Origin of the sequence: Pseudonocardia sediminis, assembly GCF_004217185.1 — a bacterium.
GTDB classification, from domain to species: domain Bacteria; phylum Actinomycetota; class Actinomycetes; order Mycobacteriales; family Pseudonocardiaceae; genus Pseudonocardia; species Pseudonocardia sediminis.
Genome location: NZ_SHKL01000001.1, coordinates 3272195 through 3287957, shown reverse-complemented (window position 1 = coordinate 3287957; position 15763 = coordinate 3272195). Strand labels below are relative to the sequence as shown.

16 protein-coding genes are annotated in these 15763 nt (G+C 74.7%); 6 read left to right on the top strand and 10 right to left on the bottom strand.

What is annotated here, in order from left to right; genetic code table 11:
* The first annotated feature begins 146 nt into the window (after positions 1-146).
* Positions 147-638, top strand: a complete 492-nt coding sequence (gene bldD, locus EV383_RS15245) for a transcriptional regulator BldD (RefSeq protein WP_130290531.1) — start codon at positions 147-149, stop codon at positions 636-638.
* Between the two features lie 114 nt (positions 639-752).
* On the opposite strand, the gene nusB is transcribed toward bldD, so the two are convergent.
* Positions 753-1175 carry a transcription antitermination factor NusB gene (gene nusB, locus EV383_RS15240; protein ID WP_130290530.1) on the bottom strand — a complete coding sequence of 141 codons (423 nt, stop codon included), beginning with the start codon at positions 1173-1175 and terminating at the stop codon, positions 753-755.
* Position 1176: 1 nt separating this feature from the next.
* On the bottom strand, positions 1177-1734 hold the full coding sequence (efp, locus tag EV383_RS15235) for an elongation factor P (protein WP_130290529.1): 558 nt from the start codon (positions 1732-1734) through the stop codon (positions 1177-1179).
* A gap of 244 nt (positions 1735-1978) precedes the next feature.
* On the opposite strand from efp, the gene EV383_RS15230 reads away from it, so the two are divergent.
* Genes EV383_RS15230 through EV383_RS15220 form a run of 3 tightly spaced genes read left to right on the top strand, consistent with a single transcriptional unit; the run spans position 1979 to position 5586 of the window.
* Complete coding sequence (locus EV383_RS15230) at positions 1979-2674, top strand: response regulator transcription factor (protein WP_130290528.1); 696 nt, start codon at positions 1979-1981, stop codon at positions 2672-2674.
* The gene (locus tag EV383_RS15225; RefSeq protein WP_130290527.1) at positions 2664-4736 is read left to right on the top strand and encodes a sensor histidine kinase; all 2073 of its coding nucleotides are present in this window, start codon (positions 2664-2666) and stop codon (positions 4734-4736) included. Before EV383_RS15230 ends, EV383_RS15225 begins: the two co-directional genes overlap by 11 nt.
* 37 nt (positions 4737-4773) lie before the next feature.
* Positions 4774-5586 (top strand): CPBP family intramembrane glutamic endopeptidase, encoded by an 813-nt coding sequence (locus EV383_RS15220; RefSeq protein ID WP_130290526.1) that lies wholly within the window; start codon positions 4774-4776, stop codon positions 5584-5586.
* A 35-nt stretch (positions 5587-5621) separates the two neighbouring features.
* On the opposite strand, the gene EV383_RS15215 is transcribed toward EV383_RS15220, so the two are convergent.
* Positions 5622-6701 (bottom strand): M24 family metallopeptidase, encoded by a 1080-nt coding sequence (locus EV383_RS15215; RefSeq protein WP_130290525.1) that lies wholly within the window; start codon positions 6699-6701, stop codon positions 5622-5624.
* A gap of 46 nt (positions 6702-6747) precedes the next feature.
* On the opposite strand from EV383_RS15215, the gene EV383_RS15210 reads away from it, so the two are divergent.
* Complete coding sequence (locus EV383_RS15210) at positions 6748-7470, top strand: MBL fold metallo-hydrolase (RefSeq protein ID WP_130290524.1); 723 nt, start codon at positions 6748-6750, stop codon at positions 7468-7470.
* Between the two features lie 79 nt (positions 7471-7549).
* On the opposite strand, the gene EV383_RS15205 is transcribed toward EV383_RS15210, so the two are convergent.
* From EV383_RS15205 to EV383_RS15185, 5 genes are all read right to left on the bottom strand, one after another.
* Positions 7550-9583: an MFS transporter gene (locus tag EV383_RS15205; RefSeq protein WP_130290523.1), complete on the bottom strand. Its 2034-nt coding sequence runs from the start codon at positions 9581-9583 to the stop codon at positions 7550-7552.
* Between the two features lie 189 nt (positions 9584-9772).
* Entirely contained in the window at positions 9773-10903 is a 1131-nt protein-coding gene (aroB, locus tag EV383_RS15200) for a 3-dehydroquinate synthase (protein ID WP_130290522.1), read from the bottom strand.
* Complete coding sequence (locus EV383_RS15195; RefSeq protein ID WP_130290521.1) at positions 10900-11577, bottom strand: shikimate kinase; 678 nt, start codon at positions 11575-11577, stop codon at positions 10900-10902. Before EV383_RS15195 ends, aroB begins: the two co-directional genes overlap by 4 nt.
* Complete coding sequence (gene aroC / locus EV383_RS15190) at positions 11574-12764, bottom strand: chorismate synthase (RefSeq protein ID WP_130290520.1); 1191 nt, start codon at positions 12762-12764, stop codon at positions 11574-11576. Before aroC ends, EV383_RS15195 begins: the two co-directional genes overlap by 4 nt.
* A gap of 13 nt (positions 12765-12777) precedes the next feature.
* Positions 12778-13479 carry a prepilin peptidase gene (locus tag EV383_RS15185; RefSeq protein WP_165438359.1) on the bottom strand — a complete coding sequence of 234 codons (702 nt, stop codon included), beginning with the start codon at positions 13477-13479 and terminating at the stop codon, positions 12778-12780.
* 249 nt (positions 13480-13728) lie between these two features.
* Here EV383_RS15185 and EV383_RS15180 point away from each other — a divergent pair, with 249 nt between their 5' ends.
* A complete protein-coding gene (locus tag EV383_RS15180; RefSeq protein WP_242623115.1) occupies positions 13729-14619 on the top strand; it encodes a spermidine synthase in 891 nt (296 codons plus the stop codon).
* A gap of 3 nt (positions 14620-14622) precedes the next feature.
* Here the strand turns inward: EV383_RS15180 and EV383_RS15175 are convergent, their stop codons facing one another.
* Both EV383_RS15175 and EV383_RS32195 read right to left on the bottom strand, forming a co-directional pair.
* Positions 14623-15477: an alcohol dehydrogenase catalytic domain-containing protein gene (locus EV383_RS15175; RefSeq protein ID WP_242623469.1), complete on the bottom strand. Its 855-nt coding sequence runs from the start codon at positions 15475-15477 to the stop codon at positions 14623-14625.
* Complete coding sequence (locus EV383_RS32195; protein ID WP_242623114.1) at positions 15474-15671, bottom strand: hypothetical protein; 198 nt, start codon at positions 15669-15671, stop codon at positions 15474-15476. Before EV383_RS32195 ends, EV383_RS15175 begins: the two co-directional genes overlap by 4 nt.
* Between the last annotated feature and the right edge of the window lie 92 nt (positions 15672-15763).

The window sequence follows — 15763 nt, the reverse complement described above, 5'->3', positions numbered from 1 at the left end:
GTATCAATTGATGAACGTGAGGGTGTGCGACGACGGGCTCGCCCGCACGGCGCCACCTCTTTCGACCCGGACGAATCGCCGTCACAGCGCGACTCGCCCCGTCCGGGCCGACACGAACGCAAGCACCGGAATGAGGGGATCGCCAGATGGGCGACTACGCCAAGGCCCTCGGAGGAAAACTCCGGGCCATCCGACAGCAGCAGGGGCTGTCGCTGCACGGCGTCGAGCAGAAGTCGGGGGGACGATGGAAGGCCGTCGTCGTCGGCTCCTACGAGCGAGGCGACCGCGCGGTGACGGTGCAGAAGCTGGCCGAGCTGGCCGACTTCTACGGCGTCCCGGTGGCCGAGCTGCTTCCCGAGGGGCGCATCCCCTCCGGTAGCGAGCCGGCCACGAAGATCGTGATCAACCTGGAGCGGCTGCAGCAGCTGCCCGCGGACAAGGTGGGCCCGCTGGCCCGCTACGCCGCGGCCATCCAGAGCCAGCGCGGCGACTACAACGGCAAGGTGCTCTCGATCCGCGCCGAGGACCTGCGGTCGCTCGCGATCATCTACGACATGTCCCCCGGCGAGCTCACCGAGCAGCTCATCGACTGGGGCGTCCTCCCGCAGGACGCGCGCCCGGCGAACCGCGTCGACTAGGGACCCGCAGCCGGTCCGGCGCGCCAGGGGAAGGGAGGCGCCGGACCCCGCCCGCGGACGCAGAACGGCCCGGACACCACACGGTGTCCGGGCCGTTCGTGCTGTGGGCCGTGCTCAGAGGGTGGCGCGGAGGTGCTCGGCGATGTCGGAGATCTGGCCGAGGACGCCGTTGACGTAGCGCGGGCTGTCGTCGGTCGACAGGGTCCGGGCCAGCTCGACGGCCTCGGTGATCGCGACCGGGTCGTCGATCTCGTCGACCCAGAGCAGCTCGAAGACCCCGATCCGCAGCAGCGTGCGGTCCACCGCGGGCATCCGGTCGATCGTCCAGTCACCCTCGGCGTGCTCGGTGATCAGCTGGTCGATCCGGGTGAGGTGCGCGGTGACGCCCTCGACGATCAGTGCGGCGTAGTCCGAGACCGGCGGGGCGTCGTCGGTCTCCCGGCGCTGGGCCAGGACGGCGCCCGGGGCGTCCCCGCGGGCCTCGGACTCGAAGAGGATGTCCAGTGCGCGCTTGCGTGCCTTCGTCCGTGCTCGCACGTCAGACGCGGCCGAGGTACCGGCCGTCGCGCGTGTCCACCTTGACCTTGGTACCGGTCTCGAGGAACAGCGGGACCTGGATCTCGGCGCCGGTCTCCAGCGTGGCCGGCTTGGTGCCGCCGGTGGAGCGGTCGCCCTGCAGGCCCGGGTCGGTGTGGGAGATGACCAGCTCGACCGAGGTGGGCAGCTCGATGAACAGCGGTGCGTCCTCGTGGAAGGAGATCTGCGCGACCTGGTTCTCCAGCAGGTAGTTCGCGCTGGTGCCGACCGTCTTCTCCGGGATCGGGAGCTGGTCGAACGTGTCGCCGTCCATGAACACGAAGTCGTTGCCGTCGCGGTAGAGGAAGGTCATGTCGCGGCGGTCGACCGTCGCGGTCTCGACCTTGCTGCCGGCGTTGAACGTCTTGTCGACGACCTTCCCGGTCATCACGTTCTTCAGGGTGGTGCGCACGAAGGCGCCGCCCTTACCCGGCTTGACGTGCTGGAACGCCGTGACCGACCACAGCTGGCCGTCCAGGTTCAGCACCAGGCCGTTCTTCAGGTCGTTGGTCGAAGCCACGTGCGCGTTCTCCTGCTCGGGTCGGGGTAGTTCGTCGTCCGTCGGTGGGACCGGCGCGGTGGCCGTGGCCCGGTTCGGGCCCTGCGCGGCGCGGTGTCGCGGCCGGTCCGGTGTGCCTCCGCCTCGACGGGCGGTGCACACGAGTGTTCCCAGCCTACCGGGGCCGTGGTTCCGGGCCGACGTCAACCCGTCGGTGCTGCCAGGATGAGCGGCGTCGACGTGGGACGGCCGCTCGGGGGGATGCATGACCACACGGGTTCTGGTGGCCGACGACCAGGCCGTGGTCCGGGCCGGGTTCCGGGCGGTACTCGCCGAGGCGGACGACATCGAGGTCATCGGCGAGGCCGCCGACGGTGCCGACGCGGCCGAGCAGGCTCGGCACCTGCGGCCCGACGTCGTGCTGATGGACGTCCGCATGCCCGGCACCGACGGCATCGAGGGCACCCGGCGGATCGCCGCGCTGACCGACCCCGTGGTGCGGGTCCTGATCGTCACGACGTTCGACCTGGACCGACACGTCTACGACGCGCTGCGGGCCGGGGCGAGCGGGTTCGTGCTCAAGGACGTGCTGCCGGCCGACCTGCAGGTCGCGGTGCGCACGGTGCACGCCGGGCACGCACTGTTCGCGCCGTCGGTGACGAGCCGGCTGGTCGGGTCGTTCGTCCCGTCCGGGTCCGAGCCCGCAGCCGTCCCCGCCGCGCCCGCCCCGGTGCCGGCCGGCCCACCGCCGCCCGGTCTCGCGGCGCTGACCGAACGCGAGCGCGACGTCCTCGGCCTGGTCGCGCAGGGGCTGTCCAACGGCGAGATCGCGCAGCGCCTGCACCTGGGCGGGACCACCGTGAAGACGCACGTGTCGCACCTGCTGGGCAAGCTGGAGCTGCGCGACCGGGTGCAGCTCGTCGTGTTCGCCTACGAGAACGGGCTGGCCGGTGGCGGCTGAGACCCCGGCCCGGGTGCCGCCGGTGCCCGGGCCGGAGCCCGAGGTGCCGGGGCGGCTCGGGGCCGACCTCGCGCTCGCCGGGCTGGTGCTGATCTACGGGCTCATCGAGGTGAGCGTCGTCGCGGCCGACATCGGTCCGGGCCGGACGGTCACCGCGGCGGTGTTCGTGCTGGCCCAGGCGCCCCTGGTGCTGCTGCGGCGCCGTCGGCCGCGCGGCGCGTTCGTGGGCCTGGCCGTCCTGATGCCGCTGCAGCTCCTCATCGCGGGCTCGGTGCCGTCGCTGGCCTGGTCGGTGCTCGCGTTCACGGCGATGCGCGCCCCCGGGACCGCGGCCGGCCTGGTGGTCGCGTCGTTCTCCGCGTCCGTCGCCCTCGTCGCGCTGGTCCGTGGCACCGCCGGAGGGCAGCCGGTCGGCGACGCCGTCGGGTTCGGGCTCGGTATCGCGGTGAGCGTCGGGGTCTTCGTCCTGATCGGCGCCGTGCTGGGCCGCACCACCCGCAGCGGGCGCGAACGCGAGGAGCGGGAGCGGACCGCGGCTGCGAGCGCGCGGCTGGCCGGGGCACTGGAGCGCGAGCGCGCCCGGATCGCCGACGAGATCGGCAGCGGCGTTCTCACCGGGCTGCGCCGGCTGACCGCACGCGCCGCCGCACTGAGGGCACCGGACGTCCCCGACGCCGTGGTCGCCGACCTGCACGACGACGCCCGCGCCGTGCTCGCCGGGATGCGACGGGTCCTCGGGGCGTTGCGCGAACCCGCCGACGTCACCGAGGAGCCCGCGCCGCCGGAGCGGTCGCGCCGGACGCTGCCCGCCCCGACCCGCAGCGGCCTGGTCCTGCTGGCTGTGTTCGGGATCCCCGCGGCGGGCCTGGCCGCGCTGCCGACGTCGCCGTCCGGCGAGCCCCGGATCGACCGGCTGCTGGCGATGCTGGACCTGCCCCTGACGATGCCGCTCGCGTTCGCGGTGGTGTCGGTGCAGCTCGCGACCGTGGCCTGGTGGCGCAGTGCCCCGCTGACGGCGTTGCTGGTGTCCTCGGTGGCGTCGGTCGTGTCCGCGCTGCTCGGCGGGACGAACCTGCTCGTGGAGGGCACCTGGTCGGTGCTGGTCTACGGGGCCGCGGTCGGCGCGCGGCCGCTGGTCTCCGGGCTCGTGACGCTGGCCGGGACGCTGATCGTGCTGGGCGGGTACCTGACGCTGGGCACCGGGTTCACGGCCGGGGTGCCGGGCGGGGAGCTGGAGGTGGCGGGGTCGTTCGTGCTGGTCCCGCTGTTGTGGCTGGCCGGGGTGTTCGTGTGGCTGCACCGTCGCCGGACCGAGTCGCAGCGGCGGGCCCGCGCCGCCGCCGACGAGCAGGACGTCGTCGAACGGGAGCGGCTGCGGGTGGCGCGCGAGCTGCACGACGTCGTCGCCCACCACGTCTCGGCGATCACCGTGCAGGCCGGCGCTGCGCGCACCACGTCCGACCCGGAGATCCGCACGCAGGCACTGGCGCACATCGCCGACTCCGGTGCCCGGATCGAGGCCGCGCTGCCGGAGCTGGACGGGCTCACCCCGGACCCCGGCGGGGTCGCGCTGACCGGGGACGGCCTCGAGGAGCTGGTGGCACCCGTCCGCGGATCGGGGGTGCCGGTGGACGTCCGGACGTCGGGCACCCCGGCCGACCCGCCGGGCGACGCGGAGCTGTTCGCCCAGCGCATCGTCACCGAGGCCCTGACCAACGTGGTGCGCCACGCCGGGCCGAGCGCGACCCGCGTCGAGCTGGAGCACGGTCCCGCGGCGGTGTCGGTGCTGGTGGCCGACGCCGGGCGGGTCGCAGGTCACCGGCCCTCGCGCGCCGGGTCCGGGCTGGGACTGGTCGGGATGCGCGAGCGGGTCGCGCTGCTGGGCGGGTCGTTGGAGGCCGGCGCGGAGCCGGGCGGGGGCTGGGCGGTGCGGGCGCTGCTGCCGCGCTCCCCCGGTCCCGCCGCGACCGTCCCCGCCGGTGCCGGCCTCCTTCCCGCGGAGGAGACCGGGGTGACGATCTCCTCCGCGACGACGACGCGACCGTCCCCCGGCACGCCCTAACGTCGATCACCGGTAACGACCAGGAAGCGGGGCCACCATGACCGAGCAGACCGACCGTCCCTCCGGGGACCGGCTCGTCCCCGACGGCGGAGCCGGATCGGGCGTCGACGGGGCCGGGACCGGCCAGGGGCCCGGGATCGGCGACGCTGCCGCGCCGGGCCCGGTCCGTCCGGGCACGGGTCGGCCGGGACGGCCGTCGATCGGCTGGACCGAGATCGGCGTGGGCGTCGTCGCCTACCTGGTGCTCTCCGTGGCCGCGGCGCTGGCGATCGGCGCCGGGACGCCCGGCGCACAGCCCGCGGCGTTCCCGCTGCTGGTGGCGACGGGGATGGCCACGCTCCTCGCCGCCCTGGTCGCGCTCGCCGTCCGGGTGCGGTGGTTGCCGGCGATCGGCCTGTGCCGCACGACCGTCCGCTGGCTCCTGATCGGTGTGGGCGCCGGTGTGGTGGCCCGCGTGATCAGCATCGGCGCGGTGTTCGGCTACCTCGCGCTGACCGGGGACACCGACAACCCGCAGGCGATGCTCGGCGAGGCCGCGGCCGGCACGACGCTGGAGCTGCTCGGCCTGATGCTCGGTGGCGCGGTGCTCGTCCCGATCGCCGAGGAGCTGCTCTTCCGCGGCATCGGCTACAGCGGCCTGCGGCGTTACGGCGTGTGGGTCGCGCTGATCGTGAGCTCGCTGGTCTTCGGACTCGCGCACGGGATCAACGTGGTGCTGCCGGCCGCGGTCTGCCTCGGCGCGATCAACGCGTTCCTCTACGAGCGGTCGGGCTCGATCTGGCCGTCGGTGCTGAGCCACGGCGTGCACAACGCCCTGGGCTTCGGCATGGCCGCTCTGATGCTGGGCTGACCCACCCCGCCGCACCGCCCCGCCGTCGCGGGCGCTCAGAGCTCGACGAGCTCGCGGGTCGTCGCCGTCAGGGACTGCGCGGCGTCGGCCCGGACGACGAGGGTGTCCTCGATCCGGACGCCGCCGCGCCCCTCCAGGTAGACGCCCGGCTCGATCGTGACGACCTGGCCGGCGGCGATCGTCCCGGTGCCCCTCGCCGAGAGCCACGGCGCCTCGTGGATCTGCAGCCCGACGCCGTGGCCGAGCCCGTGCACGAACTGCTCGCCGAACCCGGCGTCGACGATCACGTCCCGGGACGCGGCGTCGACGGCCGGGATCTCGACGTCCGGGGCCAGCGCGTCGCACCCGGCGCGCTGCGACGCCGCGACCAGGTCGTACAGGTCGCGCTGCCAGCCGGCGGGCGGTCCGAGGACGAACGTGCGGGTCATGTCGGAGTGGTAGCCCTCGACCAGGGCACCGAAGTCGAGCTTCACCAGGTCACCGCGGCGCAGCTCGGCGCCGGTCGGGCGGTGGTGGGGGATCGCCGAGTGCGTCCCGGCCGCCAGGATCGTCTCGAACGCCGGGCCGCTCGCGCCGAGGCGGCGCATCCGGGTCTCCAGGTCCAGCGCCACGTCCAGCTCCGTGCGCCCGGCCGCGATGCCGCCGTCGGCGAGCAGGCCGGCCAGCGCCTCGTCGGCCAGCGCGCACGCGGTGCGCACGGCCTCGACCTCCCCGTCGTCCTTGACCGTCCGCAGCCGGGCGACCAGTCCGGGGGCCCGGCGCAGGTGCCGGCCCGGGGCGGCCGCGACGAGCGCGGCGTGGGCGTCGACGGTGAGGTGGTCGGACTCGTAGCCCAGCGCGGTGCCGGCCGGGACGGCACGGGCGCACTCCACGGCGCAGGCCCGCGCGATCACCGTCGTCAGGCCGCCGACCTCGGCCGCGGCCTGGGTGGTGTAGCGGCCGTCGGTGCAGAACACGTCGCCGCCGGGGCCTGCGGCGTCGACCACGAGCGCGGCGTTGGAACCGGTGAACCCGCTCAGGTAGCGGACGCCGACGAGGTCGGTGACCAGGAGCGCGTCGAGTCCGTCGGCGCGCAGGAGGGTGCGCAGGGCGTCACGCCGCTCGGGTGCAGGCATACCTGTAGAGCCTAGGCGCCGTAGCCGCTCGCCTAGGGTGTCGGACATGAGTGAGGGCCTGTACTTCCGCCAGCTGCTGTCCGGCACGGACTTCGCGGTGGGCGACCCGGTGGCCACGCAGATGGTCAACTTCTCGTACCTGATCGGCGACCGTGCCACGGGCGAGGCCGTCGTCGTCGACCCCGCGTACTCCCCCGACGACCTGCTGGCCACCCTCGACGCCGACGGCATGCGGCTGACCGGGGTGCTGGCCACCCACCACCACCCCGACCACGTCGGTGGCTCGATGATGGGTTTCGACCTGGTCGGGCTGGCCGAGCTCCTCGGCGAGGCCCCGGTCCCGGTGCACGTGCAGCGCGAGGAGTCGGACTGGGTCACCCGGATCACCGGGCTCTCGGCCACCGACCTCACCCCGCACGACCACGACGACGTCGTGCAGGTCGGCTCGATCCCGATCCGGCTGCTGCACACCCCCGGGCACACCCCGGGCAGCCAGTGCTTCCTGCTCGACGGGCCGGAGGGCCCGCGCCTGGTCGCCGGGGACACGCTGTTCCTGCAGGGCTGCGGGCGCACCGACTTCCCCGGCGGTGACGTCGACGCGATCTACCGCAGCCTGCAGCACCTCGCCGGGCTGCCCGGCAACCCGACGATCTACCCCGGGCACCGCTACTCCGACGCGCCCAGCGCCCCGCTCGACGACGTGCGCCGCACGAACATGGTGTTCCGCGCGACCTCGGCCGAGCAGTTCCGGGCGGCGTTCGGCAACTGAGCGACCGCGCCCCTCCGGCCCCGGCGGGTACCGCCCCGGGCCATGACACCCGGGCGTGCCCACCGCGCGGCGCCCGCGCTCAGTGCCCGACCGGCACCTGCCGGCGCAGGACCGTGTCGGGCACCTCCGGTGCACCGGAGGGGTCCACCAGCACCCGCAGGGTCTCCGGGTGGCAGCCCGCCGACCCGACGACGAGCTGGTAGCTCGCACCGGCGGCCGCACCGAGGTGGTAGCGGCCGTCGGGGTCGCACCGGGTCCGGCCGACCTGACGACCGTGGGCGTCGACCAGGGTCGCGACGGCGTCGGGCAGTGCCGCACCGTGGTCGTCGAGGACCCTGCCGTCCACGGCCCGGACGACGGTCCCGCCGACCGTGGGCGGACCCGCCGGAACCGGGACCACCGAGGGGCCGCCGCCCGGGGACGGTGCGCCGGCGCCCGTGGACCCGCTGCTCGACGGAGACGTGTGCGCCTCCGCTTCGCCGTCCACCGGCGCCCCGGACCAGCCACCGTGCGCCGAGGCACCGGTACCGCCGCCGGATGCCGAAGCACCGGGCCGGTCGCCGAATCCCGAAGCGCCGGATCCGGAGGCGCCGGATCCGTGGGCGGGCGTCGAGCGGTCCGTCGCAGCGGGGTCCTGACCGGCCGCCGGGGTTCCCTCGGCGCCGCCGGCCGTCGGAGTTCCCGCGGCGCCGGCGGCCGCCGCGGTGCGCGCTCGACGTGCGGAGACCGTGTCCGCGATGCTGACCAGCAGCGCCAGCACCACCAGACCGACCGTGACCACGAGTCCGGTCGAGATGGCCGAGCCCCAGTCCCCGGGCGCCGAGGCCAGCCGGCCGAAGAACACGGCCCCGACCGCGGAGATCCCGATCGCCGAGCCGATCCGCTGGCCGGTCTGCAGCACCCCGGCCGCCGTGCCGCCCTGACCGGCCGGGACGTCCTGCAACGCCAGTGTCTGGTTCGGCGCGATCACCAGGCCGCTGCCGAGTCCGGCGACGAGCAGCGGCCCCGCGATCGCCCAGCCCACCTGCCCGGGTTCGGCGCGCAGCACGACGTCGGTCGCGAGCAGGCCCGCGGCGACGACGACCAGGCCGACGACCACCAGCGGCTGCCCGAACCGGGCCACCACCCGTCCCCCGAACGCCGACGCGGCGGCCGACCCGCCCGCGAACGGCGTCAGCGCCAGACCCGCCTCGAGCGGGGTGTAGGCCAGTCCCTGCTGGAAGTACAGCGTGAGGACGAAGAAGATCGACGTGAACCCGGCGAAGTAGAGCAGCCCGACCGACGTGCCGAGCGCGTAGCTGCGGGTCCGCAGCAGTGCGAAGTCGACGAGCGGGTGCCCGTGGGTCCGGCGCGCCCTCCGTTCCCACAGCACGAACGCGACCGTCAGCACGGCGGCCACACCGAGCAGCCACCACGGTGCCGCCGCCGGGTCCCGTTCGGAGAGCACCAGGGGCAGCATCAGCGCCACGACGGCCAGCCCGAGCAGCAGCGCACCGACCGCGTCGAGCGGACGGGGCTCACCACGGGCGGCGTCGCGGGGCAGCAGACGGGCCCCGAGCACGAGCCCGACGACGCCGATCGGCACGTTCACGTAGAACACCCACCGCCACCCGTCGGCGGTGCCCGCCCACGCCAGCAACAGGCCCCCGAGCAGCGGCCCGACTGCCGTGGACACCCCGATCACGGCACCGAACAGCCCGAACGCGCGTCCACGCTCCGGGCCCTGGAACAGCTGCTGGATGAACCCGATGACCTGCGGGTTCAGCATCCCGCCCGCGACGCCCTGCAGCAGCCGCGCGACGACCAGCCAGGTGGGGTCCGTCGCCAGCCCGGCCAGCGCGCTGGTCACCGTGAACAGGGCGAGCGAGCCGAGGAACATCTTCCGCCGGCCCCGGTCGTCGCCGAGGCGCCCCGACGACACCAGGACCAGCCCGAACGTCAGCGCGTAGCCCGACACCACCCAGGACAGCTCCGCCGAGGAGGCGCCGAGCCCGGACTGCATCGCGGGCAGTGCGACGTTGACGATGCTGACGTCGAGCAGGGTCATGAACCCGGCGATCAGGCAGACCGCGAGGGCGCGCCAGCGCCGTGGGTCCGGTGCGGATGAGGTCACCGGCGCATCCTCGCCCGTCCACGACGCGCGGGCATCTCGACCCCGGAGTCCGGCACCCGCCTGAACAGGACGAATGCGACACGCGCCTGTCCCCGCGTCCTCCCGGGACCGTGGCGCGCGTCGACCGGACCGGACGGGTGAGACTCTCGCAGCGCCCTACGCCACGAGAGTCACTCTCGTCGGTCCGGGCTACGGGGTGCCGGTGAGGGCGGCGTAGGCCGTTTCGAGGAGCTCGGGGGCCGGGTCCTCGAGACGGGCGGGCTTCGCCAGGCCGTCGAGGACGACGAAGCGCAGCATCCCGGCCCGGGACTTCTTGTCCCCCTTCATCGTCTCCACCAGCTCCGGCAGGACGCCGGGAACGTAGGAGACGGGCAGGCCCACGGACTCGAGGACGGTGCGGTGCCGGTCGGTGGTGGCGTCGTCGAGGCGGCCGGCGGCGCGGGCGAGCTCGGCGGCGAACACCAGTCCGACGCTCACCGCGCTGCCGTGGCGCCACCGGTAGTCCTCGCGGCGCTCGACGGCGTGCCCGAGCGTGTGGCCGTAGTTGAGGATCTCGCGCAGGTGCGACTCGCGCAGGTCCGCGCCCACGACGTCGGCCTTGACCCGGATGGAGCGGCGCACCAGCTCGGCCAGCACGTCACCGGAAGGGTCCAGGGCCGCGACCGGGTCCGGCTCGACGAGGTCCAGGATCACCGGGTCGGCGATGAACCCGGCCTTGAGTACCTCCGCGGACCCGGCGACGAGCTCGGCCTCCGGCAGGGTGCGCAGCGTGTCCAGGTCCACCAGCACCGCGGACGGCTCGTGGAACGCCCCGACCAGGTTCTTCCCGGCCGCGGTGTTGATCCCGGTCTTACCGCCGACGGCGGCGTCGACCATGGCCAGCAGGGTCGTGGGAACGTGCACCACGGCGAGCCCACGCATCCAGGTGGCGGCCACGAACCCGGCGAGGTCGGTGACCGCTCCCCCGCCGAAGCCGACGACGACGTCGGAGCGGGTCAGTCCGGCGTCGGCGCAGGCCTGCCAGCAGCGCGCGAGGCTGTCCAGGGACTTGCCGTCCTCGGCGTCGGCGACCTCGATGCGGTGCGCGGTCACGCCCGCCGCGAGGAGCTCCTCACGCGCGGCCTCGGCTCGCGAGGACAGTGTCGGCGGGTGCACCAGCAGCGCGGTGCGGGCGCCGAGGCCGGTGACGGTCTCCGGCAGCCGGGCGGCCACGCCGTGCCCGACCCATACCGGGTAGGGGCGCTCCGCGGAGACGTCGATCCGGCTGGTGCCGTCCGGGCCGGGGGCGTCGCGGTCGGTTCCGGTGGCGGGGGCGCTCACGAGGCGTCCGTCGGACTCGGGGCACCGATGCCGGGGGTCGGCAGCGGAGCGTCGTCGCGGGCGGTCGGCCGGTCCAGCGGATCGGGCGCGTCCGGCGCGGCCGCGGGCTCCACCACCGATGTCTCGCCCAGGGCGGCCAGCACCGCGGCGACGACCTGGTTCGGGCTGCGGCGCGACGTGTCGACCTGCACGGTCGCGACCTCGCGGTAGATCGCGGCACGGGCCTCGAGCAGCGTGCGGAACGTCGCCCGCGGGTTGACCCCGGCCAGCAGCGGCCGCGCGGTGGACATCCCGGTGCGGCGCATGCCGTCGGAAAGGTTGACGTCGAGCGCCAGGACGCGGTGCTCGCGCAGCAGCTCGCGGGTATCCGGCGCCAGGACCGAGCCGCCACCGAGGGCCAGCACCCCGTGCCCGGCACGGAGCTGCTCGGCGACGACCTCGCGCTCCAGCGCCCGGAACGCGTCCTCGCCGTCAGTGGTGAACATGTCCGCGATCGGGCGACCGATCCGCTCGACGATCACGGCGTCGGTGTCGGCGAAGACCAGGTCCAGGCGCCGGGCCAGCAGCTTTCCGATCGTCGACTTCCCGGACCCGGGCGGCCCGACGACGACCACGAACGGCCGCCCGTCGGCGTCGGGACCCCGGTGGGCCGGCGCGGTCTCGGAGGCGCTCATCGCGATCCCCCGATCCCGCCGGAGGCCTCGAGGTAGCCGGCGAGGTTGCGCCGGGTCTCCTCGATCGAGTCCCCGCCGAACTTCTCCAGCGCGGCCTGGGCCAGCACCAGCGCCGTCACCGACTCCACGACGACACCGGCCCGGGGCACGGCGCACGCGTCGGAGCGCTGGTGGATGGCGACGGCCTCCTCACCGGTGGAGGTGTCGATCGTGCGCAGCGCGCGGGGCACGGTCGAGATCGGCTTCATGGCGATCCGGACCCGGACCGGCTCGCCGTTGGTCATCCCACCCTCGATGCCGCCGGCCCGGTTGGACAGCCGCTTCACCGGCTCGCCCGGGATCATCTCGTCGTGGGCGGCGCTGCCGCGGCGGTGCGCGGTCCGGAACCCGTCGCCGATCTCGACGCCCTTCATCGCCTGCACTCCCATCAGAGCGCCGGCCAGGCGGGCGTCGAGGCGGCGGTCGGCCTGGACGTAGGAGCCGACGCCGACCGGCATCCCGTAGGCGATCACCTCGATCACCCCGCCGAGGGTGTCGCCGTCGTCGTGCGCGGCGTCGATCTCGGCCATCATCGCGGTGGCGGCGTCCTCGGAGAACGCCCGGACCGGGCTCGCGTCCACCCGCTCCAGGTCACCGGGGCCGGGCACCGGGCCGTCGTCGGGGGCGTCGACCGCCCCGATCGCCACCACGTGCGACACGACGTCGACACCGAAGGCCTGCTTGAGGAACGCCTTCGCCACCGTCCCGAGGACGACCCGCGACGCCGTCTCCCGGGCGCTGGCGCGCTCCAGGACGGGGCGGGCGTCGTCGAAGCCGTACTTCGTCATGCCGGCCAGGTCGGCGTGCCCGGGCCGGGGACGGGTCAGCGGGGCGTTGCGGGCCCGGCCGGCGATCAGCTCCTCGTCGACCGGGTCGGCCGCCATCACCGTCTCCCACTTGGGCCACTCGGTGTTGCCGATCCGCACCGCGAACGGTCCGCCCTGGGTGATCCCGTGCCGGAGGCCGCCGATCACCTCGAGCTCGTCGGCCTCGAACGACATACGCGGGCTACGGCCGTGGCCGAGCTTGCGGCGCTCGAGCTCGGCGCTCAGCTCCTTCGTGGTGATCTCGACACCGGCGACCATGCCTTCCAGCACGGCCACCAGCGCAGGACCGTGGGACTCCCCGGCGGTGATCCATCGCAGCACGGCGTCCATCCTCTCACCCGATGCCCGCGACGCCTGCCGAACCCGCGGTGAACAGGACCACGGCCCACGCCGCGGCCAGCATCGACGGCCCGTGCGGCAGCCGGGTCCACCGCCCGTACCGCCCGGCCAGCACTCCGGCGGCCGCCACCAGGCCGGTCAGGAGCAGGGCCAGCACCGCGCCGGAGGGCAGCGCGGCCCACGACGGCCCGGCCAGGGCCGCACCCACCGGCGCGGCGAGCTTCACGTCCCCGGCCCCCATCGCCGACGGTGCCACCAGATGCACGACGGCGTGCGCGAGCGCGAGCAACGCCGCCCCGGCCAGACCGCGCAGGACCGCGTCCGTACCCGCCGGCACGAGCAGGAGGAGCACGCCCGGCAGCGCGGGCAGGGTCAGGGCGTTCGGCAGCCGGCGCCGGCGCAGGTCGACCGCCGACCCGGCCACGCCGAGCCAGCCGAGACCCAGCAGCAGCGGCAGCAGTGCGCCCGGCAGAGCGCCGAGCGACCACCACAGGACGGGCACGGCCCACAGCAGCGCCGTCGCGAGCTCGCACCACGGCGGCGGGACCTCCGCCCCACGCCGCAGCCCGGCCAGCCACCGCCGGGCCAACGCACCGGCGGCGGCACCGGTCGCAGCGGCCAGGACGGCGAGCGCGAGCGCCGGCACCGTCCCGGCCGGGGGCGTGACGTCGAGCAGGGCGGCGAGGTGCGGTTCCATGCGTCGATCGTGCTGCCGCGCGACCACCGCGGCGGACCGATCTCCGATCTGGGGATGCACGGAGCAGGTTGTGGACCGACCCCGCGCGAACGGCCCACCCCGCCACGGCGAACGCACCATCGAGGTGCCGCCACCCCGGCGCGCCACCAGCGATCGGCACTCTCGTCGCATCGGTTCCGACGAGAGTGCCGCTCGTTGGTCCGACGCGGGTCGGGCGGGTCGGGGCGCGGTGGTGGGAGGATGGTCCCGGTGTCCCGCCACCGTTCCGACGATCGTCCCGCGCCCGTCGTCGTCCGCGCCGAGGTCGATCACGGCTCGGCCGAGCTGATCTCCGACCCGGACCGCCCGCACGCCTGGACGCTGCTCCTCGACGGCACCGCGCAGTCGCACGTCGACCTCGACGACCCCGAGCACCTGGAGTTCGAGTACGTCCGGCGGATGGCACACGTCGTCGACCTGCTCGGCGAGCCGTCCCGGCCGCTGCGCGTGCTGCACCTGGGCGGCGGGGCCTGGACCCTGGCCCGCTACGTCGCCGCGACCCGGCCCGGATCGGTCCAGACGGTGGTCGAGCTCGACGTCGCACTCGCCGAGCTGGTCGCCCACCGGCTCCCCGGACCCGGTCCCGAGGACGGCCTCGACATCGTCACCGGCGACGCCCGCGCCACCGTCAGCGCGCTCCCGTCCGGCGCGTTCGACCTGGTCGTGACCGACGTCTTCGCCGGTGCACGCACGCCCGCCCAGGTCACGACAGCGGAGTTCCTGGCCCAGGTCGTGCGGGTGCTGACCCCGGGCGGCACCCACATCGCCAACCTCGGCGACGGCGCGCCCTGGCCGTTCCTGCCCGGCCAGATCGCCACCGCGGGTGCCGCGTTCCCACGTCTGCTCCTCGTCGTCGCACCGGACGTCCTGCACGGGCGGCGCTTCGGCAACCTCGTCCTCGTCGGCCGCCCGGCCGGTGCGGGCCGGGACGGGAACGACGAGGTCGTCCCCGCCCTGACCCGCCGCACCGCGGGCGACCCGTTCCCGGCCCGCGTGCTCGACGACGACGCCACCCGGTCACTGGCCGGGGACGCCGCCGTCGTCACGGACCGGACGTCGACCCCGTCGCCGCGCCCGCCGGCGGGGTTCTGGGGTCAGTGAGCATCAGGCGGTCGGGTCGACCAGGACCTTCATCTTCCGCCCGTCGTGCAGGGCCTCGAAGCCCTCGGCGACCACGTCGTTCATCGCGATCTTCTCGACCCAGCCGGTGGTGTCGTAGTGGCCCTGCGACATCAGGTCGATCACGTTGCGGTAGTCGTCGTGGTTGTAGCAGAGCGAGCCCTGGATCCGGGACTCGTTCATCACCAGATTGATCAGCGGCGTGGCCAGCGGCGTCTCGTAGATCGCGACGCTGACCATCGGCTTGGCGAAGCCGATCGAGGCCAGCGCCGTCTCGACCGCGGGCTGTACCCCGGCCGCGTCGTAGGCCGCGTCCGCGCCGCTGCCGCCGGTGGCCTCGGCGATGGCCGCCGGGACGTCGACCGACATCGGGTCGAGCGTGGTGGCGCCGAGCGCCTCGATCGCGGCGCGGCGGGTGGCCGAGGGCTCGACCACCCACACGTCGTCGACGCCCATCCCGCGCAGCGCGAACCACAGCCCGATGCCGATCGGCCCGGCCCCGAACACCGCGGCCGACCCGCCGCGTTCGACCTGGCCCAGCGCAGCGGCGTGGTAGGCGACCGCCATCGGCTCGACCAGCGCGCCCATCTCCAGCGACACGTCGTCGGGCAGCTTGTGCAGCATGTGCGCCGGGACGACGGTGGACTCGGCCATCCCGCCGTCGGCCATCAGGCCGTGGAACCCGATCTGGGCGCACACGTTGGGCCGCCCGGCCCGGCAGCGCTCGCACCGGCCGCAGGTGTAGAGCGGCATCACCGCCGCCCGGTCGCCCTCGGCGACGTCGGAGACGCCGGGGCCGACCTCGACGACCGTGCCGGCGAACTCGTGCCCGAGCGTCAGCGGGAGCTTGCCCCGGTCAGCGGGTGGACGTCGTCCTGCGGGATGAAGATCGGCCCGGCGAAGTACTCGTGCAGGTCGCTACCGCAGATGCCGTTGTAGCCGACCTGCAGCTTGACCTCGCCCTCGCCGGCCTTCGGCTCCGCGACGTCGTCGATGCTGATGTCGTTGCGCCCGTTGTAGACGACCGCTCGCATGGGAGTCCTTCCGTCGGAGACACCGTTGTCTGCCCCGAGCGTGGCACCGGAGGACGCCGACGAGAAGGGTTGCCCGCGGGTTGCATGCGCAC

Coding starts and splice junctions, on each gene's coding strand:
- EV383_RS32195 (WP_242623114.1), bottom strand. CDS start 15,671: ATGCGAGCGGTCGTCTACAACGGGCGCAACGACATCAGCATCGACGAC.
- EV383_RS15220 (WP_130290526.1), top strand. CDS start 4,774: ATGACCGAGCAGACCGACCGTCCCTCCGGGGACCGGCTCGTCCCCGAC.
- EV383_RS15230 (WP_130290528.1), top strand. CDS start 1,979: ATGACCACACGGGTTCTGGTGGCCGACGACCAGGCCGTGGTCCGGGCC.
- EV383_RS15215 (WP_130290525.1), bottom strand. CDS start 6,701: ATGCCTGCACCCGAGCGGCGTGACGCCCTGCGCACCCTCCTGCGCGCC.
- EV383_RS15210 (WP_130290524.1), top strand. CDS start 6,748: ATGAGTGAGGGCCTGTACTTCCGCCAGCTGCTGTCCGGCACGGACTTC.
- EV383_RS15195 (WP_130290521.1), bottom strand. CDS start 11,577: ATGAGCGCCTCCGAGACCGCGCCGGCCCACCGGGGTCCCGACGCCGAC.
- bldD (WP_130290531.1), top strand. CDS start 147: ATGGGCGACTACGCCAAGGCCCTCGGAGGAAAACTCCGGGCCATCCGA.
- EV383_RS15185 (WP_165438359.1), bottom strand. CDS start 13,479: ATGGAACCGCACCTCGCCGCCCTGCTCGACGTCACGCCCCCGGCCGGG.